This is a genomic window from Mycobacterium sp. SMC-8 (genome assembly GCF_025263565.1).
In the GTDB taxonomy this organism is placed as follows: domain Bacteria; phylum Actinomycetota; class Actinomycetes; order Mycobacteriales; family Mycobacteriaceae; genus Mycobacterium.
Map to the genome: position 1 here is coordinate 5,382,329 of NZ_CP079865.1, position 22,648 is coordinate 5,404,976.

A 22,648-nucleotide genomic window follows, 5' to 3' on the forward strand; every position below is an offset into this window, starting at 1 on the left:
CTTGCTCAAGCCTTGCCTCAACGGAACCCCGGTCGCTCCGTTGTCCGCCACTTTACCCCACAATCCCCCACTTTGCTCCAATAAGTGCCGCGAGTGTCGCCCGATCACCCACTTCGCGATCATCCGGCAGGACACGGGCACCACGCCGACCTCGACACCGCCCGACCGCCGGCACAAAAGCCCAGCTCGCCGCGGGGACCGTCGGCCGACGGCGCGGTGGGGCGAAGTGGGGCAAACAAAGAAGGGGCAGCCCTATGGGCTGCCCCTCATCTGAAGTTCGGGTTACTCGTCGAAGCGCCGACGGAAGCGGTCTTCCATACGGCTGGTGAACGAGCCGCCGCCACCCTTGACGCGCTTCTGACGCGCCGCCGGCCCGCTGTCGTGGGGCAGCCGGTCACCCTTGCCGACCCGCGGCCCGGTGATCGCGAAGACGACCCCACCGAACATCACGATGAAGCCGATCACCGACAGAATCGGGAAGCTGCCGATCATCGTGGCCTTGAACGCGACGCCGGACACCAGCATCGCGAGACCGACGACGAAGAGCGCGGCGCCCTGCAAACGGCGCCTGGTCGAGGGCGCGCGCAGTGTGCCGCCGCGAACGCTGGACGCGAACTTCGGGTCCTCGGCATAGAGCGCGCTCTCGATCTGGTCGAGCATGCGCTGCTCATGATCGGAGAGTGGCATTCGTCCCTCCCTCTTGCCGTGGGGGCGTCGCAGTCGATCAAAATCACGTGCGCCCGCATATACGGGGCACTTAACAGTGATGATACGAGCTAAATCTGAGCGGTACCACCTAGTTCGCCCCACGATTCTATGACGTGCGCCGCTGACGGCGGCCACCACCTCGTCCGTCGGATGCCCACACTCGGATGCCCAGACGACGGTCCGGCCGATAATGGGTGCCGGTCACACTTTCACCTTCAGGAGGGGCAGACACTTGGCGGCACGTCTGATCGATCTGTCGCCCGGCGATATGGCGCACCGCCTCAGAGATGCGTTGGCGGTCTATGTGGACGCGATGCGTTATCCCCGCGGCACCGAGGATCAGCGCGCGGCGATGTGGCTCGAACACATCCACCGGCGTGGATGGAAGGCGGTCGCGGCGGTCGAGGTACTCGACTGCACCGACCCGGCCGACCCCTCCCCGGCCGCGCCGATGCTCGGCATCGCCTACGGCTACTGCGGCGCCCCCGACCAGTGGTGGCAACAGCAGGTGGTGTCGGGCCTGCAGCGCAGCGGCGCCGACCAGGCACACATCGCCGATCTGATGCGCAGCTACTTCGAGCTGACCGAACTGCACATCCATCCCCGCGCGCAGGGGCGGGGTCTCGGCGAGGCCCTGATCCGGCGCCTGCTCGACGGCCGTCCCGAGCAACATGTGCTGCTGTCCACGCCGGAGATCGTCGGCGAGGACAACCGGGCCTGGCGGCTCTACCGCCGCCTGGGCTTCACCGATGTGATCCGCGGCTACCACTTCGCCGGCGATCCTCGGGCATTCGCGATCCTCGGCCGCGCGCTACCCCTTTGACATGGCCCCGGTCTGGCACGATGACACGGTGCTGACCCGTCACCGCACCCGCAGACGTCTCCTCGCGCTGGTGTTGCTGCTGTTGGTCGTCGCGCCGTCGCTGATCGGCTGTGTGCGCGTCAGGGCCTCGCTCACCGTGTCCCCCGACGACCGGGTCTCCGGCCAGATCGTCGCGGCGGCCATCCCGCGCGACGACAACGACAAAGGCCCGCAACTGCTCAACAACCTGCCGTTCGCGCAGAAGGTCGCCGTCTCGGAATACAGCCGTGACGACTACGTCGGTTCGCAGGCGGTGTTCTCCGATCTGACCTTCGCCGAGCTGCCGCAGCTGGCCGGCATGAACCGCGACGCCGCCGGCGTCGACATCTCGCTGCGCCGCGCCGGGGACCTGATGATCCTCGAAGGACGGGCGGACTTCACCTCGCTCAGCGATCCGGAGGCCGACGTGTCGCTGTCCGTCGCGTTCCCCGGCGAGGTCACGTCGACCAACGGCGAGCAGATCTCGTCGTCGGTGGTGGAATGGAAGATGCGGCCGGGCGTGGTCAGCACGATGAACGCGCAGGCCCGCTACACCGACCCCAGCGCGCGCTCGTTCACCGGCGCCGCGATCTGGCTGGGCATCGCCTCGCTGATCGTCGCCGGGGTCATCGGGTATCTGGCCTACATCAACCGGGACCAGTCCCCGCGGCCCGGGCAACCGCAGGAACCGGCGCACTAGGGCTTGCCTACTCGCTTCCGGGCAACAGGCTCTACGCTGAGCAGTCGGGGGCGTGTGCATGAGAGAAAGGGGCGCCCGCTGAGCGTGGATGCATCGGCACCGTCGGCCGTGGAGCTGGCGGCGGCCGTCACCGAACAGCTGCGCGAGTATCTTCGGGAGCGCCGCCGAGACGCCGCGTACATCGGCACCGACTACGCCGTGCTGACCGAGGCCGTCGAGGAGTTCGTGCTGCGCGGCGGCAAACGCCTGCGGCCCTCGTTCGCATACTGGGGCTGGCGCGCCGTCGCCGGGTCGGAGCCGGGGCCCGAGGTGCTCAGGCTGTTCTCCGCCCTGGAGTTGCTGCACGCCTGCGCGCTGGTCCATGACGACGTCATCGACGCCTCCGCAACCCGCCGGGGCCTGCCGACCGTGCACCGGATCTTCGCCGACCGTCACCGCGACAACAACTGGCTGGGTTCTGCCGAGCAGTTCGGGCTGTCCGCGGCGATCCTTCTCGGCGACGTCGCCCTGGTGTGGGCCGACGACATCGTCGCCGGCGCCGACATCGGCGCCGAGGCCCACCGCCGCGTGCAGCGAGTGTGGGCGGCGATCCGCACCGAGGTCCTCGGCGGGCAGTACCTCGACATCGTCAATGAGGCCAGCGGCGCCGAGACCGTCGCGGCGGCGCTGACGGTCAACATCTACAAGACCGCGTCGTACACGATCTCGCGACCGCTGCAGCTCGGCGCCGCGGCGGCCGCCGAGTGCCCGGAAGTGCTGTCGGCGTTCCACGAGGTCGGCACCAGTCTCGGGGTCGCGTTCCAGCTGCGCGACGACGTCCTGGGCGTGTTCGGCGACCCCGCCGTGACCGGTAAACCGTCCGGCGACGACCTGCGCTCCGGCAAACGCACCGTGCTGCTGGCCGAGGCCATCGAGCTCGCCGAGAAGCATGATCCGGTCGGGGCCGAACTGTTGCGCAGTTCCATCGGGACCGATCTGACGGACGTTCAGGTCAAGGAGGTCTGCCTGGTGATCGAATCGGTGGGAGCGCTGGCCGCCGTCGAGAGCCGGATCGACAAGCTGACCCGGCGCGCGGTCGAGATCCTCAACGCCGCACCCATCGACGCGGTGGCCAAGGCCGGGCTGGCCGAGCTCGCCAGATTGGCCGCGAACCGGTCCGCCTAGGAGCATGACGACACCGACCCCCGCCCCGTCCCCGCGCACCGACGTATCGGATCATCTGCGGCGCCTCAAGGACTTCACCCTCTCCCCCCAGGCGCGTCCCGCGCTGGTCGGTGCGCTGGGCGCGACGCTGATCACCGTCGGGGCCACCGGCGCGGGCAGCACACGACTGCACGATCCGCTGCTGGAATCGATGCACCTGTCCTGGCTGCGGTTCGGGCACGGCCTCGTGGTGTCCTCGCTGCTGCTGTGGGCCGGGGTGGCACTGATGCTGATGGCGTGGCTGTGGCTGGGCCGCCAGGTCGTCGACCGCACCGCCACCGAGTACACGATGAAGGCCACCACCGCGTTCTGGCTGGCCCCGCTGCTGCTCAGCGTGCCGGTGTTCAGCCGTGACACGTACTCCTACCTCGCCCAGGGTGCGCTGCTGCGCGACGGCTTCGACCCCTACGTCGTCGGCCCGGTCGAGAACCCGAACTCATTGCTGGACAACGTCAGTCCGATCTGGACGACGACGACCGCACCGTACGGTCCGGCGTTCATCCTGGTCGCCAAGTTCGTCACGATGCTCGTCGGCGACGACGTCGTCGCCGGCACCATGCTGCTGCGCCTGTGCATGCTGCCGGGCCTGGCCCTGCTGATCTGGGCGGCGCCGCGGGTCGCCCGCCACGTCGGGGCCAGCGGGGCGGCTGCCCTGTGGATCGGGGTGCTCAACCCGCTGGTGATCATCCACCTGATGGGCGGCGTGCACAACGAGATGCTCATGGTCGGGTTGATGATGGCCGGCATCGCGCTGTGCCTGGCCGGGCGTAACGTCGCCGGCGTCACCCTGATCGCGGTCGCCGTGGCGGTGAAAGCCACAGCGGGACTGGCGCTTCCGTTCATGGTCTGGGTCTGGGCCCGAAGGCTGCGGGAACGTCGCGAGTTCAGCACGGTGAAGGCGTTTGCGGCCGCGACGGCGGGATCGGTGGTCGTCTTCGTCGCGGTGTTCGCGGTGCTGTCGCTGGCGGCCGGTGTGGGCCTGGGGTGGCTGACCGCGCTCGCGGGATCGGTGAAGATCGTCAACTGGCTGACCATCCCGACGGCGACCGCCAACCTGCTGAACTCCGTGGTGGGGCTCGTCATCCCGGTGAATTTCTATGCGGTGCTGGAAACCACCCGGATCATCGGGATCGTGATCATCGCGGTCTCGGCGCCGGTGCTGTGGTGGCGTCACCGCCACACCGACCGGGACGCACTGATGGGCATCGCGCTCGTGATGGGCGTCGTCGTGCTGTTCGTACCCGCGGCACTGCCGTGGTACTACACCTGGCCGCTCGCGGTGATCGCCGCGCTGGCCACCTCCAGGCGCTCGATCGCGCTGATCGCGGGCTTCTCGACATGGATCACCGTCATCTGGCGTCCCGACGGAGCGCACGGCATGTACTCATGGGGCCACGTGCTGCTGTCGTTCGCCTGCGCCGGCGCGGCGTGGTACTGGCTCGCGAAGGCTCCGGAGAGTCCGGTCAGTACGCCATCGCCTGAGCGCGACGAACCACCTCACGAGCCTGATGCGAGTGCAACGCATCGACCGGCCGGGCGTTAGCCTGCTGCTCGGTCGAACCGTCCCGGCGAATCGTCAGCGACGGATCCGGGGTGAAAAGCCACCGCATGATCTCGGTCTCGGTGTAACCGCCGTCGCGTAACACCACCAGGAGCCCGGTCAGACTCTTGGGGACGTGCCCGGTGGAATCGAAGAAGATCTTCGGCACCACGGCGATCCCCCCGCGCCGCACCGCGACCAGGTGACCCTCGCGGAGCTGCTGGTGCACCTTCGTCACCGCGATGCCCAACAACTGCGCCACGGCAGGCAGGTCATAGACGGCTTCGTCGGGATCCAGGACGTCCTCGGCAGTCGGAATGCTGCTCATCGCACAGAGTCTAGGACCACACGGGCCCGTTCGACGACGCATGCGGCTCGGCGGGGCAACGGCGGCCGTCTCGGCTCGTACCATGAATCCGATGGAGACCTACCAGCCCGCCGGCCCGCTGTCGGGGACCGTGCTGGACGGTCGGTATCGGGTGGACACGCTGATCGCCACCGGGGGTATGTCCGGGGTGTATCGGGGCCTGGATCTACGGCTCGACCGTCCCGTCGCGCTGAAGATCATGGACTCCCGCTACGCCGGGGACCAGGATTTTCTGACCCGGTTCCAGCGCGAGGCCCGGGCGGTGGCGCGGCTGAAGGACCACGGCCTGGTCGCGGTGTACGACCAGGGCGCAGGAACATCTGCCGGGCAACCGCCCTATCTCGTGATGGAGCTTGTCGAGGGCGGCACGCTCAGGGAACTGCTGCGCGAACGGGGCCCGATGCCGCCGCACGCCGTCGCCGCGGTGCTGCGCCCGGTGCTCAGCGGGTTGGCGGCGGCGCACGCGGCCGGCCTGGTGCACCGTGACATCAAACCCGAGAACGTGCTCATCAGTGACGACGGCGACGTCAAGATCGCCGACTTCGGCTTGGTCCGGGCCGTGGCAGAGGCCAAGATCACCTCGACGAGCGTGATCCTCGGCACCGCGGCCTACCTCGCCCCCGAGCAGGTGGCCAGCGGCGACACCGACTCACGCGGCGACGTCTATTCCGTCGGAATCCTCATCTACGAACTGCTGACCGGGTACACACCGTTCAACGGCGACAGCGCACTGGCGGTCGCCTACCAGCGCCTGGAGCGCGACGTGCCGCCGCCGAGCACCGCGATCCGAGGTGTGCCAAGGCAATTCGACGATCTGGTGCAGTGCGCGACCTCGCGCGACCCGGGCGCCCGCTTCGCCGATGCAGCCGAGATGGCCGACCAGCTAGAGACGATCGTCCGCGAACTCGACCTCCCCTATTTCCGGGTGCCCGCGCCGCGCAACTCCGCGTCGCACAACTCGGCGAACCTGCTGTCCACCCATCCGCACGACGCGCACGACACCACGGTCACCAACCTCGACAAGCCCAGGGCGGCGAGCCGGGACACCAAGGTTTTCACCCGCGACGAACTACCCGTCGACGACGCCGACGAGGTCGACGGATACCTTCCCGCCACAGGGCAGTTCGCGGGCATCGACCTGGAGGAGTTCTACTGGGCGCGGCAACGCTCCCGGCGGGTGCTGTTCTTCTGGATGGTCACGGTGATCACGCTGACCGGAATGGCAGCCGCCGGGGCGTGGACGCTCGGCGCCAACCTGCCGAACCTGCTCTAACCGCGGAGCATCTCCGCCCCTGCCTAACCGCGGAGCATCTCCGCCCCTGCCTAACCGCGGAGCATCTCCGCCCCTGCCTAACCGCGGAGCATCTCCGCGACCAGAAACGCCAGCTCCAGCGACTGCTGCGTGTTCAACCGCGGATCGCAGGCGGTCTCGTAGCGGCCCGCCAGGTCGGTGTCCGAGATGTCCTGGGCACCACCGAGACACTCGGTGACGTTCTCGCCGGTGATCTCGACGTGGATGCCACCCGGATGAGTGCCCAGCGCGTGGTGGACCTCGAAGAAGCCCTGCACTTCGTCGACGATGCGATCGAAGTGCCGCGTCTTGTACCCGGTCGAGGACTCGTGGGTGTTGCCATGCATCGGGTCGCACTGCCAGATCACCTGATGACCCGAGGCCTGCACCTTCTCGATGATCGGCGGCAGCACGTCGCGGACCTTCTGGTTGCCCATCCGGCTGACCAGCGTGAGGCGGCCCGGTTCGTTGTTCGGGTCCAGCCGCTCGACGTACTCGACGGCCAACTCCGGTGACGTGGTCGGCCCGATCTTGATGCCGATCGGGTTCGCGATCACCTCGGCGAACGCGACATGGGCGCCGTCGAGCTGGCGGGTGCGTTCCCCGATCCACACGTAGTGCGCCGACAGGTCGTAGAGCTTCGGGTGCTCCTCGGCCTCGGTGTGCATGCGCAACATGGCCCGCTCGTAGTCGAGGACGAGCGCCTCGTGGCTGGCGTAGATCTCGGCGGTGTCGAGGTTGCGGTCGTCGACCCGGCACGCACTCATGAAGCGCAGCCCACGGTCGATCTCGCCGGCCAGCGCCTCGTAGCGCGCACCCGCGGGCGAGGTCCGGACGAACTCCCGGTTCCAGTCGTGCACCTGGTGCAGCGAGGCCATCCCCGACGACGTCAGCGCGCGGACCAGGTTCATCGCCGCGCTGGCGTTCGCGTAGGCGCGCACCAGGCGCGACGGATCGTGCTCGCGGACCGCGGCGTCGGGCGCGAACCCGTTGACCATGTCGCCGCGGTAGGACTTCAGGCCGAGGGCGTCGACGTCGGCCGACCGGGGCTTGGCGTACTGGCCCGCGATGCGCGCGACCTTGACCACCGGCATGCTCGCGCCGTAGGTCAGCACCACCGCCATCTGCAGCAGCGTGCGGATGTTGGCGCGGATGTGCGGTTCGGTGTTGTCGACGAACGTCTCGGCGCAGTCGCCGCCCTGCAGCAGGAACGCCTCACCGCGGGCCACGTCGGCCAGCTGGGATTTCAGCCGCTCGATCTCCGACGGCACCGTCACCGGGGGCACGCTCTCGAGCACCTTGCGCATCGCTGCGGCCTGGCCGGCGTCCCAGGACGGCTGCTGCAGTGCCGGCTTGGCGAGCGCGGCGTCGAGGCGTTGCCGCAGGTCCTCGGGCAGCGGCGGCAGCGCAGGCAGCTGATCGATGGGCACGTCGACGGTCCAGTTCACCCGTTTATGGTAACCGCGGCGCAAAACCGCATCTCACAGCGCGCGTGCGCCGCCTTCGGTGATCAGTCGATAACGGAACAGGTTGTGCTTGGCGTCGACGAGCGCATCGTGCGCGTCCCGCGGCCGCGGTGGCATCCGGGGGCTGCCGCGGTCCTCCCACAACTGACGCAGCTCACGGGTGAAGCGCGGCATGGCCGGCGGCAGATCGGTCATCGGCCCCCACAGCTGGCACAGCACCACATGGTCGTAGGCCCCCACCCAGGCCCACAGCTCGATCGGCTCGTCGCCCTCGACGCCGAAGAAGTCCTCAAGTTCGGTGCGGATCTGCCGGCGCGAGCGCCACAGCGGCGACGCCGGGGACGGCAGCTTCGGCAGCACGTTCTTGCGCACCCAACGCCCAGCCCGATCGGGATCGAATTCTGTTGAGATGGCGTAGTATTCGCGGCCATCTTCGGCTGCCACGCCGATCGAGATCAGCTCGATGGTCCGGCCGTTGTCGATGAACTCCGTGTCATAGAAGTACCGCAATTAGAGGGCTTTCTGTTCGGCGGGCGCGCTGTCGCCGGGAGCGGGCGCGGCGTGGATCTCGCGGTCGAGCTGCTCATCGACGAGTGCGTCGTCGGGGAATTTCGGCATTCCGGCGATCGCATCCTGCAGCCACAGTTTGGCCTGGACGACCGGCCGGCGCAGCCAACGCTCCCGCTCCAGCGCACGGTGCATCTTGCGCGGTCGTCGGGTGTACCGCCACCGCGCCCACGGCGCATGCGGGCGGGACAGCCTGATCGCACCGACGAACAGCAACGGGGTGATGAACATCCCGACCAGTCCCGTCCACACCTTGCCCTTGAGCAGCACGACCACCGCCAGCGCCAGCGTGAGCAGAGCGCCCACCACCACGACGGTACGGGCGACCACCGAATGGTCGCTCTCCCAGATCCCGACATCGAAGAACGACAACGGGCTGAAACCCATGATCAGCAGGCCGGCGACGGCGACCGCGACGAACACCGCGTCCACCGACGTGCGTCCGTCCTCGGCCCAGTACACATCGGACAGGTGCAGGATCAGCGCGAACTCGTCAAGCACCAGCGCCGCACCGATGCCGAAAAGGATTGACGCGACGGTGAACTCGGGTACGCCCCCATCGACAGCGAGCGTCACCATCGAGACACCGGAGACCATGACCAGAATCACACCGATCACCACGTGGTGGATGTGCAGTCCGCCGCCGGCCGAGATGTTGCGAGGCTGCCACCACTTTCGCGGTGCATCGCTGCCGGAATGCGCGCGGATGTACCGCACGATCGTGCGGGTGATGAAGAACGTCAGGATGAACGCCACGAGGCAGCAAACCAGCGGCAGCCGCGACGGCGGTATGTGTGGCAACAAGTCGAACTCGACGTCCAGGTCCGTGCGCACGCAGAGAACTTACGCCGACCTGCGTGTGTCGCGGCCGGGATACCCGCCGACGCGCCGGTGGGCACCGATAGTCTGGTCGTCGACATGAGTAATCAGCAGTCGCCCGGCGGGCCTGGTTGGAAGCCGAGGCTGGCATGGCGGCTGTTCCAGCTACTGACGCTCGCAGCGCTCGCCGCGGCGGGATGGCGGCTGCTGGGCCACATTCCGTACCGCATCGACATCGATGTCTACCGCATGGGCGGACGCGCCTGGCTGGACGGACAATCGCTGTACGCCGACGGTGTGATGTTCCAGACCCGGGGCGGCCTGGAGCTCCCGTTCACCTACCCGCCACTGGCCGCGGTGGCGTTCGCGCCCTTCGCGATGCTCTCCCTGGAGGCGGCCAGCGTGGCGATCACGCTGACCACGCTGATCCTGCTGCTGGTGTCAACCGTGATCGTGCTGACCCGACTCGATGTCTGGCCCGACACCCGCATCACCGGCGAGCCGGCGTGGCTGCGCAGGGGCTGGCTCGCGGCGGCGATCGTCGCGCCGGCGGTGCTGTACCTGGAGCCGCTGCGCTCCAACTTCGACTTCGGCCAGATCAACGTCGTGCTGATGACACTGGTGATCGCCGACTGCGTGCCACGGCGCACGCCGTGGCCCCGGGGCGTGCTGCTGGGCCTGGCGATCGCTGTGAAGCTGACACCGGCGGTGTTCCTGCTGTACTTCCTGCTGCGCCGCGACACCCGGGCGCTGCTCGTCACCGCGGCGTCGGCAGTGGTGGCCACTTTGGCCGGCTTCGCGTTCGCGTGGCGGGACTCCTGGGAGTACTGGACCGAGACGGTTCGCAACACCGACCGCATCGGCACCGCGACCCTGAACACCAACCAGAACATCGCCGGCGCGCTGGCCAGGCTCGGCCTCGGAGAGGGCGAGCGCTTCTTCGTGTGGGTCGCGCTGTGCTTCGCCGTACTCGCGCTCACCGTGTGGGCGGCCCGGCGGGCGCTGCGCGCCGACCAACCCGTCCCGGCGTTGATCTGCGTCGCGATGTTCGGCCTCGTCGTCTCCCCCGTGTCGTGGTCGCATCACTGGGTCTGGGCGCTCCCGACCGTACTGGTCACTGCCGTGCTCGGCGTCCGGCTGCGGAACCTGGCCCTGAGCGCGGTGGCGGCCGTCGGGCTGGCGCTGATGGTGTGGACCCCGATCACCCTGCTGCCCGAACATCGCGAGACCACCGCGTCGCTGTGGCGCCAGCTTGCGGGCGGGTCCTACCTGTGGTGGGCGCTGGCCGTGATCATCGCGTGCGGCACCGTGGCGGTGCGCGGCAATGCCGGCACTGCAGCCGCAGAACCGGCGGACGAAACCGTCAAAGCCTGAGGCTCAACCGGCGGCTGCATCAGGGAGTCGGGTCGGCGGCTTCACGGCCGCATCACCTTTTCCCTGTTTGATGTCGGCCGCGTAGAGGTCGACGTACTCCTGGCCCGACAGGCGCATCAACTCGTACATCACCTCGTCGATGACAGCCCGCTCGATGAACCGGTTGCCTGCCAGTCCCTCGAACCGGCTGAAGTCCATCGGGGCGCCGAACTTGACCTGCACGCGCCCGAACCTCCACATCTTGCTCCCCGGCGGGTTCACCACGTCGGTGCCGATCATCGCCACCGGGATCACCGGGACCTGGGTCTGCAGCGCCAGCCGGGCCAGGCCCGTCTTGCCCTTGTAGAGCCGGCCGTCGGGGGAACGGGTGCCCTCGGGGTACATGCCCAGCAACTTTCCCTGGGCGAGGATGCGTTCGGCGGTGGTGAGCGCAGCCTGCGCACTGTCGGCATCGGTGCGGTCGATCGGCACCTGGCCGGCAACGGTGTAGAACCAGCGGGTGAACCAGCCCTTGAGACCTGCGCCGGTGAAGTACTCGGCCTTGGCCAGGAACGTGATCCGCCTGCTGACCACCAGCGGCAGGTAGAAGCTGTCGGCGACAGCAAGGTGGTTACTGGCCAGGATCACCGCGCCGGACTGCGGAACATGTTCGAGCCCTTCGACTTTCGGCCTGCCGAGCAGGGTCAGCAGAGGTCCCATGAAGACGAACTTGAACAGCCAATACCACATGGACCCTCCGGATCACCGACCGCGGCGCGGTCAATATGTCTGCGACAACTTTACCTACGCGCTGTGTGTGCGACCACAGCTGCGCCTATTCTTCGACGCTCACCGGAATGTGCTGGTAGCGGCCGGGGGTCGACGACGGTCCCGAGGGGCCGTCGGGAGCCGGCGGGCCGGGTTCGTCGGGCGGCGGGCCGTCCGGCTCGGGCGGTGCGCCGCCGCCGGTGCGCTCGATGTCGTCGACCATCGCCTTGACCAGCGTCAGCAGTGCCACGCTGTGCTCAGCCAGCACGCTGAGCAGCGGATGCTGCTCGCCGGAGATCAACGCCGCCAGCGCGCAGACCGGGCACCACACCTGTTGACACCGCCCGGGTCCCCCGTCTGCCCCCTGGGCACGGGCAGCAGCCAGGCGGACCGCGGGATCGAGCTTGTCCAGAATCGACTGAGCGAGTTGCCGTAATTCCGGCCCCAGATCGGAGTGAGCCCCACTCACCGTGGCCACACCTCCGGATTCGGTCGGAATCGCACCGTCAGCTCGCTGCCGCGCAGCTGGGCGCCGATGACGATGCACCGTCGCAGTACCGACGCGAGGCGCACCCGGCGCCGCATCCCGCCGACGCCGATGATCAGGTCGTCATCGACCCTACCCAACGACAGCGCGGACGAGTCCACCTGTGGCAGCTCCAGCCGCAGCCGGTACACCGCGTCGAGACCATCGCCCGACTCCCGGTCGACGACCGGACGCAGCGGACCGGGGGGTGGTGCGCCGTCCCTGCTGCGGGCGGATTCGAGCAGTTCGCCGAGCGACTTGGCCCCGATCGGCTCGCCCGATACGTGCGGCACCATCACCAGCGCGACATCACCGATCTTGCGGTGCAGACCGTCGAGCACCGCCTGCTGCTGGGAGATCCGCTCCGAGTACCAGTCGAAGGCCGGGTGCGCGGGCAGATTGCGGTACTCGAACGAATCATCCTGCACCAGAACCTGATTGACGATCAGCTCGGCAACCTGGACCCCCATCAGCGACAACGAGCCGAGGGTGCGCACCGCCTCCGCCGCGACCACGCGCTCCGGCGTCATGACCAGATGAGCGCACACCCGCGCACCGTCGACGAGCAGGGTGCTCAGCCGTTCCGTTCCGGCACCGATCCGTTCGAGCAGGCCCACCATCGCCGCCGACCGGGCGTCGTCGGCGCTGGACAGCCGGCGATGCCTGGGCCAGGCCCGCTCCAGATACAGCGAGAAGGCGGCCGGCAACGTCAGCATCCGCATCGCGTCGGCGGTGGAGGCGCAGTCGACCACCACCAGGTCCCACCTGCCGGAGTTCGCCAGCTCCCCCACCTCGTGCAGGCCCAACACTTCCTGCACGCCCGGCAAGGCCGAAAGCTCTTCAGGCGCAATGTCTCCGACGTCGGAGTCGGGGAACCGGGCGGCCAGCGGGCCGGCGACTGCGCGCCAGCGTTCGGACAGCACCGCGAGGGTGTCGAGTGCCAGCGCATCCAGGGATCCGCCTCCGCAATCGGCGGTGTCGAGTTCGGCGAGCACCCGGGTCGGGGCCCGCCGACCGGTCGGGATGAGGTTGACGCCCAGCACGTCGCCGGTCGAGTGCGCCTGGTCAGTGGACACGACGAGAACCCGCATCCCGGCCCGTGCGGCGCGCACGGCCGTGGCGGTCGCCAACGTCGACTTCCCCACGCCGCCCTTGCCGACGAACAGACTGATCCGGGCCACCCCGGCGGGGTCGTCCGCGCCGGCGGCGGCCCTGCGCTCAGTCAGCCTCGACTCGTTTCTTCAGATCCTTCAGTGCGGTGTCCGTCAGACGCCGTTCAGCCTTCCGCTTCAGCAGACCGATCATCGGGATCATCAGGTCGACGGACAGCTCGTAGGTGACGTCGGTGCCAGATCCCTTCGGCGCCAAGCGGTATGCGCCGTCAAGCGACTTGAGCAGCGTGCTCGAGACCAGCGACCATGTCACAGACTTGTGGTCGGCGGGCCATTCGTAGGCGAGCACCATGTTGTCCTTGAGCACCGCGGCGTCGAGAAGAAGCCGGGCCACCTTCGGGTAGCCCTCGTCGTCGACCTCGAGAACCTCGGTCTCTTTGTATTCGGCGACCCAGTCCGGGTACGAGCCGATGTCGGCGATGACGTCCATCACCGTAGAAGGATCAGCATCGATGTAGATCGTCTGCGCCGTCTTGTCCGCCACTGGAACCTTCCCTGCCGTGGTCTGGTCGCTGGCCAGAAATCTACCCTCCTCGGACGGACTCTGACCGCCTTACTTCAGGCCAGCCGTGACACTCCGACCGGACGGTCCGCCTCCAGCCTGCGCTTGATCTCGAAGGCCATCTCCTTGCCCGCCACCCGCCTGCGGTGGTTCATCTTCGCCAGGTTCATCCTCGCCAAATCGTGCGCGGCCACCGCGGAGGGCTCGGCGTGCAGGAAGTAGTGCAGGATGACGCCGTCGAGCATCTGCTCCAGCCAGACCTCCATGGTGCCGGTCAGCGCGCCGGTCACCGTCCAGCGCTGGCCCTGCTCCCCACGGTCCTGCGCGACCACCAGCCGCAGGTCCGGCCACCAGCGCGACCAGCTCGCCTTGTCCGCGACAGCCTGCCCGACCGCCACCGGATCGGCGGCGATGAACGTCTCGTCGGCGATCTGGATGCTGTTCATGGCTGACAAGCTTCACATATGCGCAGACGCGCGCCCACCCCGGCCGACTAGGCTGGACGCCGCACTGCCGCATATGTCGAGAGGGCTCCATCGTGCGTGAGTTCAGCGTTCCCGCCTCGTTCACCGTGAGCGAGCGAGACAACGTCGCTTCGGTCGTCTACTCCCACGAACGCGACAATCCCGATCACGTGATCTTCCAGCGCCTTGTCAACGGCGCCTGGACGGACGTGACATGCCGGCAGGCCGCCCAGCAGATCCGCTCGGCCGCACAGGGGTTGATCGCCGAAGGCGTGCAGCCGGGTGACCGGGTCGCGGTGCTGTCCGCGACGCGCTACGAATGGGTGATCCTCGATTACGCGATCCTGTCGATCGGCGCGGTGACCGTCCCCATCTATGAGACCTCCTCACCGGATCAGGTGCGCTGGGTGCTGGAGGACTCCGGCGCGGTGCTGGCCTTCGTCGAGATCGAGGCGCACGCGCTGATGGTCAAGGAAATGCTCAACGAGTTGCCCGCGCTGCGCAAGGTCTCGGTCATCGACACCGCCGCGCCCGCCGCGCTGGAAGCACTGGCCCAGGCCGGCGCCTCGGTCGACCCCGCCGAGGTGGACCGCCGGCTCGCCGCGATCAAGAGCGCCGATCCGGCCACGCTCATCTACACCTCGGGCACCACCGGCCGCCCGAAGGGCTGCCAGCTGACCCACTCCAACCTCCTCTACGAGATCCGCGGGGCGACCGCTTGTTTCCCCACCCTGCTCCGCAAGGGTGAGCGCCTGCTGGTGTTCCTGCCGCTGGCGCACGTGCTGGCCCGCGCGCTGTCGATGACGGCGTTCGCCAACGGTGTCACCATCGGCTACACCAGCGACATCAAGAACCTGGTCCCGATGTTCGGCCAGTTCAAACCGACCGTGATCGTGTCTGTTCCGCGGGTTTTCGAAAAGGTCTACAACACCGCGGAGATGAACGCCCAGGACAGCGGGAAGGGAGCGATCTTCGCGAAGGCGGTGGAAACCGCCATCGAGTGGAGCAAGGCCCAGGACACCGGCGGTCCGGGCCTGGTGCTGCGGGCCAAGCACGCGCTGTTCGACCGGCTGGTCTACACCAAGCTGCGTGCGGCCACCGGCGGCAACTGCCGCGCGTCCATCTCCGGCGGGGCTCCTCTCGGCGCCCGCCTGGGCCACTTCTACCGGGGTATCGGCCTGACGATCTACGAGGGATACGGCCTCACCGAGACCAGCGCCGCGATCACCGCCAACCGCATCGGTGAGCTCAAGGTCGGCTCAGTCGGAAAGCTTCTGCCGGGCAACATCATGGCGATCGCCGACGACGGCGAACTGCTCGTCCGCGGCGGCGTGGTGTTCAACGGCTACTGGCGCAACGAGACCGCCACCAAGGAAGCGATCGTCAACGGCTGGTTCCACACCGGCGACCTGGGCAGCGTCGACGACGACGGGTTCCTGTCCATCGTGGGCCGCAAGAAGGAGATCATCGTGACGGCGGGCGGCAAGAACGTGGCCCCCGCGGTTCTGGAGGATCAGCTGCGCGCCCATCCGTTGATCAGTCAGGCCATGGCCGTCGGTGACGCCAAGCCGTTCGTCGGTGCGCTCATCGCCATCGACCCGGAGGCCTTCGAGATCTGGAAGCAGCACCACGGCAAGGCATCGGCCGCGTCCGTGGCCGACCTGATCGACGATCCGGACCTCGTCGGCGAGATCGACCTGGCCGTCAAGAACGCCAACCAGGCGGTGTCGAAGGCCGAGGCCATCCGCAAGTTCTGCATCCTGCCCGCCGACTTCACCGTGCTCACCGGCGAACTGACGCCGACTCTGAAGGTCAAGCGCAAGGTGGTCGCCGACAAGTTCGCCGACGAGATCGAGGGGCTCTACAGCACGGCTTAGAGCAGTCGCGCCAGACGCTCCGCCTGCCTGGTCCACCGCCAGTTGTCGACCACCCACTGCCGTCCCGCGGCACCCATCGCCGCGGCGCGGGCCGGGTCGGCCAGCAGGTCGCCGACGGCCGCCGCGATCGCCCCGACGTCCCATCCGTCGACCACGACGCCGGTCTGTCCGTCGACGACCGTCTCCGGCGCGCCGCCGGACCGCCCGGCCACCACCGGCACTCCGGTCGAGGACGCCTCCAGGTAGACGATCCCCAGCCCCTCGACGTCCAGGCCGGCCCCGCGGGTCCGGCAGGGCATCGCGAACACGTCGGCCATCGCGTGGTGTGCGGGCAGTTCATCGCCGGGCACACCGTCGGTGAACACCACGTGTTCGGCGACTCCGAAGGTGTGCGCGAGCCGGTGCAGCGCCGTGCGGTACGGGCCGCCCCCGACGATCACCAGCGCGGCGTCGGGAACCCGCTGACGGATCGCGGGCAGCGCCCGAATCAGCATGTCCTGGCCCTTGCGCGGCACCAGACGCGACACACACACCACCACCGGCCGGGTCCCGAGTCCGTAACGGGCCCGCAGTTCGGCGCGAGCGACCTCGTCAGGGACGAAACGATCGGTGTCCACACCGGGCGGCACGAGCTCCAGTGCCGCGCCGGGGCCGAACGCCGAGGCGAACCGCCCCCGCGTGTAGGAGCTGATGTAGGTGACGACGTCGGTGTCATTGCCGATGCGGCGCAACGCTGTTCGCGCCAGCGGCAGCATCGACCAGCCGACCTCGTGGCCATGGGTGCTGGCGATCACCCGCTGCGCGCCGGCGGCACGGGCCAGCGGCGCCAACAGGGCCAGCGGTGCCGCGGCGCCGAACCAGACGGTGTCGATGTCGCGTTCCTGGATCAGCCGGCGCATCCGCAGGGCGACGGTCGGCTCGGGAACCATCAGCGTGCCGGGGTGGCGGACCACCTCGTAACCGGTCGCTGCGGCCACGGCGTCGTAGTCCTCGGCGCCCTTCCACTTCGGCGCATACACCGTCAGGCGGTGCCCACCGGATTCCACGATGTGGCCGACGAGCGCCTCCAGGTAGGCCTGGATGCCACCGCGCCGCGGCGGATAGTCGTTGGTGACCAACAGGATCCGTCTCATCGCGCACCCGCGGGCAGATCGTCGCCGAGCACGTCGCGGATGGCGGTCGCGACGTCGGGATGGCCGGGCCCGCACGCCGCGACATACAGCGCCCGCAGCGTCGCGGCGCCGTGGGTTCCGGCCACGTAGGTCGCGAACTCCCACGCCCTGTCATAGGCCGCCGCCCGACCGGGACCCGGTGTGGTCAGCTCGGCGTCAGTCGGCGGCGTCGGCGCAACCGCGGGCGGCTCGGCCGGCGGGCGCGCGACAAAGTCCGCGACGCCCTCGGTGAGCCACACCGGGGCGTCGGCGGCGGTGTCGGCCCGGGCCGCGTAGTGAAACAGCTCGTGGCGCAGCACCATCCGCAGGTCGGCGTCATTCATCGCGCCGGCCGCCGGGGAGAACATGATGCGCTCGGCGGTGGTGGTGGCCGCGACGTCGGCGCTGCCACCGGCCAGCGTGGCGAACTGCTCGGCCGATCCGGCGACCACCACCGAGATGTCGGGGCGCCAGTCCGGGCCCCAGAACGCGGTGACCGCCTCCGCGGCGCCGGGCAGTTCAGCCGAGATCCGGGTGAGCAGGTCGTGGCCGCCCGCGGCGCCGAGATCGATGAGCTGGGCCGTGCGGCCGTCCGGCAACGCCGCCGCGACCGGAGCCGACAGGGTGTGGATCACCGGAGCGGCGACGCTGGGGCCGGCAGGGGGCGCCGCTGGACCACCGACCAGCAGTACCGCGCAGAGCAACTCCGCGCCCAGCACCGCCCCGACCCGGCGTCGAGCCGCGGCCCGGCGGCGAGCCGCGGGCCGCGAGGGCTCAGTACCTACGGACGTTGTAGATCGGCGCATTGTCCACCGGGGCGACCCGCACCGGTGTGCCGTAGGTGGACGCGTGCACCATCATCCCGTCGCCGATGTAGATGCCGACGTGCGACGCATCGGAGTAATAGGTGACAAGGTCACCCGGCTGCATCTGATCCCTGGACACCGGCTGGCCCCCGCGGGCCAGCGCCTGACTCGAATGCGGCAGCGAGATACCAGCCTGCTGGAAGGACCACATCACCAACCCGGAGCAGTCGAAGGCGCCGGGACCGGAGCCGCCCCACGAGTAGGGCGAACCGATACGGCTCAGCGCGGCCTGGATGACGGTGGTGGCCACCGGCGATCCGGGGGGCGCGACGTCGCCCGGCGGAATCGCCCCGAGGGCGGGAGGCGCGGGCGGTGCGGCCAGCACGGCCGGGTCCTGACCGGGCGCCGGCGGCACGGGCGCCGCGGCGGGCACCGGTGGCGGCGGCGGGGCGGCGGCGAGGGTCTCCCGCTGCTGCGGCGTCAAGGCCTCGTACTGAGCCTTGACGATCGCGATCTGGGTCTGCAGCTGGCTCTGCTTGGCCTGCAGCTCGGCACGTACCGCTGCTGCCTGCTCGGCCGCTGTCCTGGCTTCCGCGGCGGACGCGGCGGACGCCTGCTCGGCGACCTCGGCTTGGCGGCCGGCCTCGCGGAAGTTGGCCATCTGCGACTGCATCTCGGCGGCCATCACCCGCTGGACCGACATCTGGTCGATCAGCCCCTGCGGGGAGGACGCCGTCAGCATCGCGTCGAAGCCCGACGTACGGCCGCCCATGTACTGAGCCGCCGCCAGGCTGTCGACCTTGCGCTGGAAATCCGACAGCTGGGTCCTGGCCGCCTCCATCGCGGCCACATCGCTGACGTGCTTGGCGTCCGCGGCCTGCTGGATGGCGAGCTTGTTGTCGAGGTCGAGCTGAGCGGAGTGCATTGCCTCGGTGGTCTGCTCAGCCTGCCGTGACAGCTGATTCAGCTTTGCCAGCGCGTCTTCAGCGGGGTCGGCGTATGCCCCTCCGGCGAGCACCGCACCGAATAAAGCCATGCCGGCCATCGCACTGATGAAGGTTTGCCGAATACGACGGGACTTAGTGTGCGCGCGGTCGAGCCTCAAGATTTATGCGTCCTTCAATTGCCGTAACGAGCCACCCAGAACTGCTGTTAGGTCTCAAACAGGTTACGAAACGGCATCGGCCTTGTCCAACGGAAGCCGCAAATCTAACAGCCGACACCGCGACACGCGAAGGGCGCGCAGGCCGCGTGTCGTCAGGCCACCCCGGACCCGCCCTGACGGTGGATCGGAACCAGCCGCAGCCGCGGCGCCAAACCGACCTCGGCCAGCACCTCGAGTGCCCGCCGCTCGTCGACGCGCAGCGTTTCGGGAACGCCGAGCAGCACGCTGACCACGCAGTCCCGGCATCCGGGCCCGCGCACCGCGCAGTCGTCGCAGTCGATCTTCAAAGTCCCGGGGTCGGGGCGTTCGCCCGCCGGCCACTGCTCCTGTGCCATCGCACCTGTCCTTCCGATCGCAGTCGAGCGCACGGTATCGACGGCCTCCGACATTGATTCCGACAACCGTTTCGCACGGCGCCGCCTCGCCGCAGTTGTCACCCCGGGGACCTACGTTCAGCACATGGGTCAGCTCAGCTTCGCCGATGTCGATCCCACGGCTGACCCCACGCTGCGCGAGACCACCTTCGTCGTCGTCGACCTGGAGACCACCGGCGGGCGATCGTCCGGCGAGCGACACGACGAGATCACCGAGATCGGCGCAGTCAAGGTGCGCGGCGGCGAGATCCTGGGCGAGTTCGCCACTTTGGTCGATCCCGGGCGCGCGATCCCGCCACAGATCGTCGCGCTGACGGGCATCACCACGGCCATGGTGTACGACGCCCCGCGGATCGAGGCGGTACTCCCCTCTTTCCTCGAGTTCTGCCGGGGCGCCGTGCTGGTGGCGCACAATGCCGGATTCGACATCGGCTTCCTCCGCGCCGCCGCCGAGCGCCACCACCTGCCGTGGCCGAAACCGCCGGTGCTGTGCACCGTGGCGCTGGCCCGCCGGGTCCTCACCCGGGACGAGGCGCCCAGCGTGCGGCTTTCCGCGCTGGCCCAACTGTTCAGCGCCACAACCACCCCCACCCACCGCGCGCTCGACGACGCCCGCGCCACTGTCGACGTGCTGCACGGGCTCATCGAGCGCGTCGGCAACCAGGGCGTGCACACGTTCGCCGACCTGCGGGCCTACCTGCCGGATGTCACTCCCGCGCAACGCAGCAAGCGTCACCTCGCGCGGGCGATGCCACGCAGCCCGGGGGTGTACCTGTTCCGCGGCCCGTCCGAGGAGGTGCTCTACGTGGGCACCGCCGTCGATCTGCGCCGCCGGGTCTCCCAATACTTCAACGGCGCCGACCCGCGCACCCGCATCAAGGAGATGGCGTCCTTGGCCGTCAGGGTCGACCACGTCGAATGCGCCCACGAACTGGAAGCGGGTGTGCGCGAACTGCGGCTGCTGGCCGCACACGCGCCGCCGTACAACCGACGGTCGAAATTCCCGCACCGGTGGTGGTGGGTGACTCTGACCGACGAGCCCTTCCCCCGGTTCTCCACAGTGCGCGCCCCGCGCAGTGACAGCGCGGTGGGCCCGTTCCGGTCCCGGGCCGATGCGTCCGAGGCCGCGGCGCTGATGGCCCGCTTCACCGGGGTGCGCACCTGCACCAAGCGGCTCGGCCGCACCGCCGTGCACGGGCCGGCCTGCCCGGAGCGCGAGGTCTCCCCGTGTCCGGCGCTGCGCGGCACCGACGCCGACGCGTACGCCGCGGCGGCCCGGAATGCGCTCGCACTCATGGACGGCCGGTGCGGCCGGGCCCTTGAGGCGGCCCTGGCCCACATCGCCGAGCTGTCCGGACGGAACCGGTACGAGACGGCCGCGCGCCTGCGCGACCACACCGCCGCCACGATCGATGCGCTGTGGCGAGGCCAGCGACTTCGGGCCCTGTCGGCGATCGGCGAACTGGTGGCCGCCAGACCGGACGGCGGCGGTGGCTGGCATCTCGCGGTGATCCGGCACGGCCAGCTCGCCGCGGCCGGAGGGGCCGCCCGCGGGGTTCCGCCGATGCCCGTGGTGGACGCGCTCACCGCGTCCGCCCAAGCGATCCTGCCTGCTCCGGGACCGCTCGGCGGAGCGCTGGTCGAGGAGACGGGCCTGATCGCGCGCTGGCTCACTCAGCCCGGCGTGCGGATCGTGCGAACCGACACCGGCTACTGCACACCGTTGGCCGCGGCCGGACGCTTCGCGGCGTGGGCCGCCGCCGCGCGCTCGGCGCGGGCCGCCGCCGAACAGCTCGCCGAACAGTTCGGCGGGCCGGAGCTTCGCCGCTCAGAGACTCTGGGTGAACCGCACCCAACGCGCGAGCAGCTCTTCGGCCGCCCCGGAGTCGATCGCCTCCTTCGCCCGCGCGAGCCCGGACTCCCAGGCCGGAACCCACTTGGCGTCGCTGGATAGCCCGGCGTGAGCGACCATCGCGCCGGCGGCATTGAGCACGACGGCATCGCGCACCGGCCCCTTGGCGCCGCTGAGCACCGCGCGGGCCGACGCCGCGTTGGCCTCGGCGTCACCGCCGACGAGTTCGGAGATGTCGGCCCGGGCGAAGCCGAACGCGGCCGGGTCGAACGTCAATCGCTCCACCGTGCCGGCCTGCACCCGCCAGATCGTGCTCGTCGTGGTGGTGGTCAGCTCGTCGAGCCCGTCGTCACCGTGCACCACCAGCACGCTGGAGCCGCGGGTGGCGTATACCCCCGCCATCACCTCGGCCAGGTCGCCCCAGGCGCAACCGATCAGGCCTGCCCGCGGGGCGGCCGGGTTGGTCAAGGGCCCCAGCAGGTTGAACACCGTCGGCACACCGATCTCACGGCGCACCACGCCGGCATGCTTGTACGACGGATGGAACTGCGGGGCGAACGCGAAGCCGATGCCGACCTCGGCCACGCACCGCGCGACGTCCTCGGGACCCAGATCGATCCGTACCCCGAGCGCCTCGAGCGTGTCCGCTCCGCCCGACAGCGACGACGCGGCCCGGTTCCCGTGCTTGACCACGGGCACGCCGGCTGCGGCCACCACGATCGAGGCCATGGTGGACAGGTTCACGGTGTTGGCGCCGTCACCGCCGGTGCCGACGATGTCCACGGTCGCGTTGCCGATCGTGTCGGTCGGCACCCGGCGGGCGTGCTTGAGCATGATGTCGGCCAGCTCGGTCACCTCGGCCGACGTGGGCCGCTTCATCTTCATCGAAACCGCGAACGCGGCGATCTGCGCCGGGGTTGCGGTCCCGGTCATGATCTGGTCCATCGCCCAGGCTGTCTGCCCCGCCAGCAACCCCTGACCCGTCGTCAGTCTGCCCAGGATCATCGGCCAGGTAGGAGCGCTCCGGGAGACGTCGGAAGCCGATGTGGAATGGGGCGCAGGGGTAGTCACAGAAGTGATTATGACGAATTGCCTGACCCGGGTGGAGTTCGACAACTACAAAGCGTCATACTTGC

The 22,648-nt window shown here is 69.2% G+C and carries 22 protein-coding genes and 1 pseudogene; 8 read left to right on the forward strand and 15 right to left on the reverse strand.

Annotated features, from left to right (window positions below; genetic code table 11):
• Positions 1-282 precede the first annotated feature (282 nt).
• A complete protein-coding gene (locus tag KXD97_RS25925; RefSeq protein ID WP_260753507.1) occupies positions 283-687 on the reverse strand; it encodes a DUF3040 domain-containing protein in 405 nt (134 codons plus the stop codon).
• A gap of 253 nt (positions 688-940) precedes the next feature.
• Between KXD97_RS25925 and KXD97_RS25930 the strand changes: the two genes are divergently transcribed.
• The 4 genes from KXD97_RS25930 to KXD97_RS25945 all read left to right on the forward strand — a co-directional run bounded on the left by KXD97_RS25930 (position 941) and on the right by KXD97_RS25945 (position 4,995).
• The gene (locus KXD97_RS25930; protein WP_260753508.1) at positions 941-1,531 is read left to right on the forward strand and encodes an N-acetyltransferase; all 591 of its coding nucleotides are present in this window, start codon (positions 941-943) and stop codon (positions 1,529-1,531) included.
• A 1-nt stretch (position 1,532) separates the two neighbouring features.
• A complete protein-coding gene (locus tag KXD97_RS25935) occupies positions 1,533-2,249 on the forward strand; it encodes an LppM family (lipo)protein (RefSeq protein ID WP_260753509.1) in 717 nt (238 codons plus the stop codon).
• Between the two features lie 84 nt (positions 2,250-2,333).
• On the forward strand, positions 2,334-3,413 hold the full coding sequence (idsA2, locus tag KXD97_RS25940; protein ID WP_260753510.1) for a bifunctional (2E,6E)-farnesyl/geranyl diphosphate synthase: 1,080 nt from the start codon (positions 2,334-2,336) through the stop codon (positions 3,411-3,413).
• Positions 3,414-3,417: 4 nt separating this feature from the next.
• The gene (locus KXD97_RS25945; RefSeq protein WP_260753511.1) at positions 3,418-4,995 is read left to right on the forward strand and encodes an alpha-(1->6)-mannopyranosyltransferase A; all 1,578 of its coding nucleotides are present in this window, start codon (positions 3,418-3,420) and stop codon (positions 4,993-4,995) included.
• Here KXD97_RS25945 and KXD97_RS25950 read toward each other — a convergent pair.
• The gene (locus tag KXD97_RS25950; protein WP_260753512.1) at positions 4,916-5,320 is read right to left on the reverse strand and encodes an Rv2175c family DNA-binding protein; all 405 of its coding nucleotides are present in this window, start codon (positions 5,318-5,320) and stop codon (positions 4,916-4,918) included. The two genes, KXD97_RS25945 and KXD97_RS25950, sit on opposite strands and share 80 nt — an antisense overlap.
• 82 nt (positions 5,321-5,402) lie before the next feature.
• Here KXD97_RS25950 and KXD97_RS25955 point away from each other — a divergent pair, with 82 nt between their 5' ends.
• Positions 5,403-6,632: a protein kinase domain-containing protein gene (locus KXD97_RS25955; protein ID WP_260753514.1), complete on the forward strand. Its 1,230-nt coding sequence runs from the start codon at positions 5,403-5,405 to the stop codon at positions 6,630-6,632.
• 77 nt (positions 6,633-6,709) lie between these two features.
• Here the strand turns inward: KXD97_RS25955 and KXD97_RS25960 are convergent, their stop codons facing one another.
• From KXD97_RS25960 to KXD97_RS25970, 3 genes are read right to left on the reverse strand one after another with little or no spacing between them, the layout of a single operon-like run.
• Positions 6,710-8,098 (reverse strand): class II 3-deoxy-7-phosphoheptulonate synthase, encoded by a 1,389-nt coding sequence (locus KXD97_RS25960; protein ID WP_260753523.1) that lies wholly within the window; start codon positions 8,096-8,098, stop codon positions 6,710-6,712.
• Between the two features lie 33 nt (positions 8,099-8,131).
• A complete protein-coding gene (locus KXD97_RS25965) occupies positions 8,132-8,626 on the reverse strand; it encodes a polyadenylate-specific 3'-exoribonuclease AS (protein ID WP_260753524.1) in 495 nt (164 codons plus the stop codon).
• Positions 8,627-9,517, reverse strand: coding sequence for a hypothetical protein (locus KXD97_RS25970; protein ID WP_260753525.1), 891 nt, complete (start codon positions 9,515-9,517; stop codon positions 8,627-8,629).
• Positions 9,518-9,601: 84 nt separating this feature from the next.
• Between KXD97_RS25970 and KXD97_RS25975 the strand changes: the two genes are divergently transcribed.
• Complete coding sequence (locus tag KXD97_RS25975; RefSeq protein ID WP_260753527.1) at positions 9,602-10,876, forward strand: glycosyltransferase 87 family protein; 1,275 nt, start codon at positions 9,602-9,604, stop codon at positions 10,874-10,876.
• A gap of 3 nt (positions 10,877-10,879) precedes the next feature.
• On the opposite strand, the gene KXD97_RS25980 is transcribed toward KXD97_RS25975, so the two are convergent.
• From KXD97_RS25980 to KXD97_RS26000, 5 genes are all read right to left on the reverse strand, one after another.
• Positions 10,880-11,605 (reverse strand): 1-acyl-sn-glycerol-3-phosphate acyltransferase, encoded by a 726-nt coding sequence (locus tag KXD97_RS25980; protein WP_260753529.1) that lies wholly within the window; start codon positions 11,603-11,605, stop codon positions 10,880-10,882.
• A gap of 85 nt (positions 11,606-11,690) precedes the next feature.
• A complete protein-coding gene (locus KXD97_RS25985) occupies positions 11,691-12,092 on the reverse strand; it encodes a hypothetical protein (RefSeq protein ID WP_260753531.1) in 402 nt (133 codons plus the stop codon).
• Positions 12,089-13,330, reverse strand: a complete 1,242-nt coding sequence (locus tag KXD97_RS25990; protein ID WP_260753532.1) for an ArsA family ATPase — start codon at positions 13,328-13,330, stop codon at positions 12,089-12,091. Before KXD97_RS25990 ends, KXD97_RS25985 begins: the two co-directional genes overlap by 4 nt.
• A gap of 37 nt (positions 13,331-13,367) precedes the next feature.
• Positions 13,368-13,805 carry an SRPBCC family protein gene (locus KXD97_RS25995; RefSeq protein ID WP_260753534.1) on the reverse strand — a complete coding sequence of 146 codons (438 nt, stop codon included), beginning with the start codon at positions 13,803-13,805 and terminating at the stop codon, positions 13,368-13,370.
• Positions 13,806-13,879: 74 nt separating this feature from the next.
• Positions 13,880-14,269 carry a polyketide cyclase / dehydrase and lipid transport gene (locus KXD97_RS26000; RefSeq protein WP_260753535.1) on the reverse strand — a complete coding sequence of 130 codons (390 nt, stop codon included), beginning with the start codon at positions 14,267-14,269 and terminating at the stop codon, positions 13,880-13,882.
• Positions 14,270-14,361: 92 nt separating this feature from the next.
• Between KXD97_RS26000 and KXD97_RS26005 the strand changes: the two genes are divergently transcribed.
• Positions 14,362-16,164, forward strand: a complete 1,803-nt coding sequence (locus KXD97_RS26005; RefSeq protein ID WP_260753536.1) for a long-chain fatty acid--CoA ligase — start codon at positions 14,362-14,364, stop codon at positions 16,162-16,164.
• On the opposite strand, the gene KXD97_RS26010 is transcribed toward KXD97_RS26005, so the two are convergent.
• The 4 genes from KXD97_RS26010 to KXD97_RS26025 all read right to left on the reverse strand — a co-directional run bounded on the left by KXD97_RS26010 (position 16,161) and on the right by KXD97_RS26025 (position 19,621).
• On the reverse strand, positions 16,161-17,297 hold the full coding sequence (locus KXD97_RS26010) for a glycosyltransferase family 4 protein (RefSeq protein ID WP_260753538.1): 1,137 nt from the start codon (positions 17,295-17,297) through the stop codon (positions 16,161-16,163). The two genes, KXD97_RS26005 and KXD97_RS26010, sit on opposite strands and share 4 nt — an antisense overlap.
• Entirely contained in the window at positions 17,294-18,121 is an 828-nt protein-coding gene (locus KXD97_RS26015; RefSeq protein WP_260753539.1) for a peptidase, read from the reverse strand. Before KXD97_RS26015 ends, KXD97_RS26010 begins: the two co-directional genes overlap by 4 nt.
• Entirely contained in the window at positions 18,090-19,226 is a 1,137-nt protein-coding gene (ripC, locus tag KXD97_RS26020) for a peptidoglycan hydrolase RipC (protein WP_260753540.1), read from the reverse strand. The genes KXD97_RS26015 and ripC overlap by 32 nt, the downstream gene beginning before the upstream one ends.
• Positions 19,227-19,378: 152 nt before the next feature.
• A complete protein-coding gene (locus KXD97_RS26025) occupies positions 19,379-19,621 on the reverse strand; it encodes a hypothetical protein (protein WP_260753541.1) in 243 nt (80 codons plus the stop codon).
• A 124-nt stretch (positions 19,622-19,745) separates the two neighbouring features.
• Between KXD97_RS26025 and KXD97_RS26030 the strand changes: the two are divergent.
• Positions 19,746-21,551 (forward strand): annotated as a pseudogene (locus KXD97_RS26030) (DEDD exonuclease domain-containing protein); the annotation flags it as partial.
• Here KXD97_RS26030 and trpD read toward each other — a convergent pair.
• Entirely contained in the window at positions 21,489-22,517 is a 1,029-nt protein-coding gene (gene trpD / locus KXD97_RS26035) for an anthranilate phosphoribosyltransferase (RefSeq protein ID WP_260758155.1), read from the reverse strand. The pseudogene KXD97_RS26030 and the gene trpD overlap by 63 nt on opposite strands.
• Positions 22,518-22,648 lie beyond the last annotated feature (131 nt).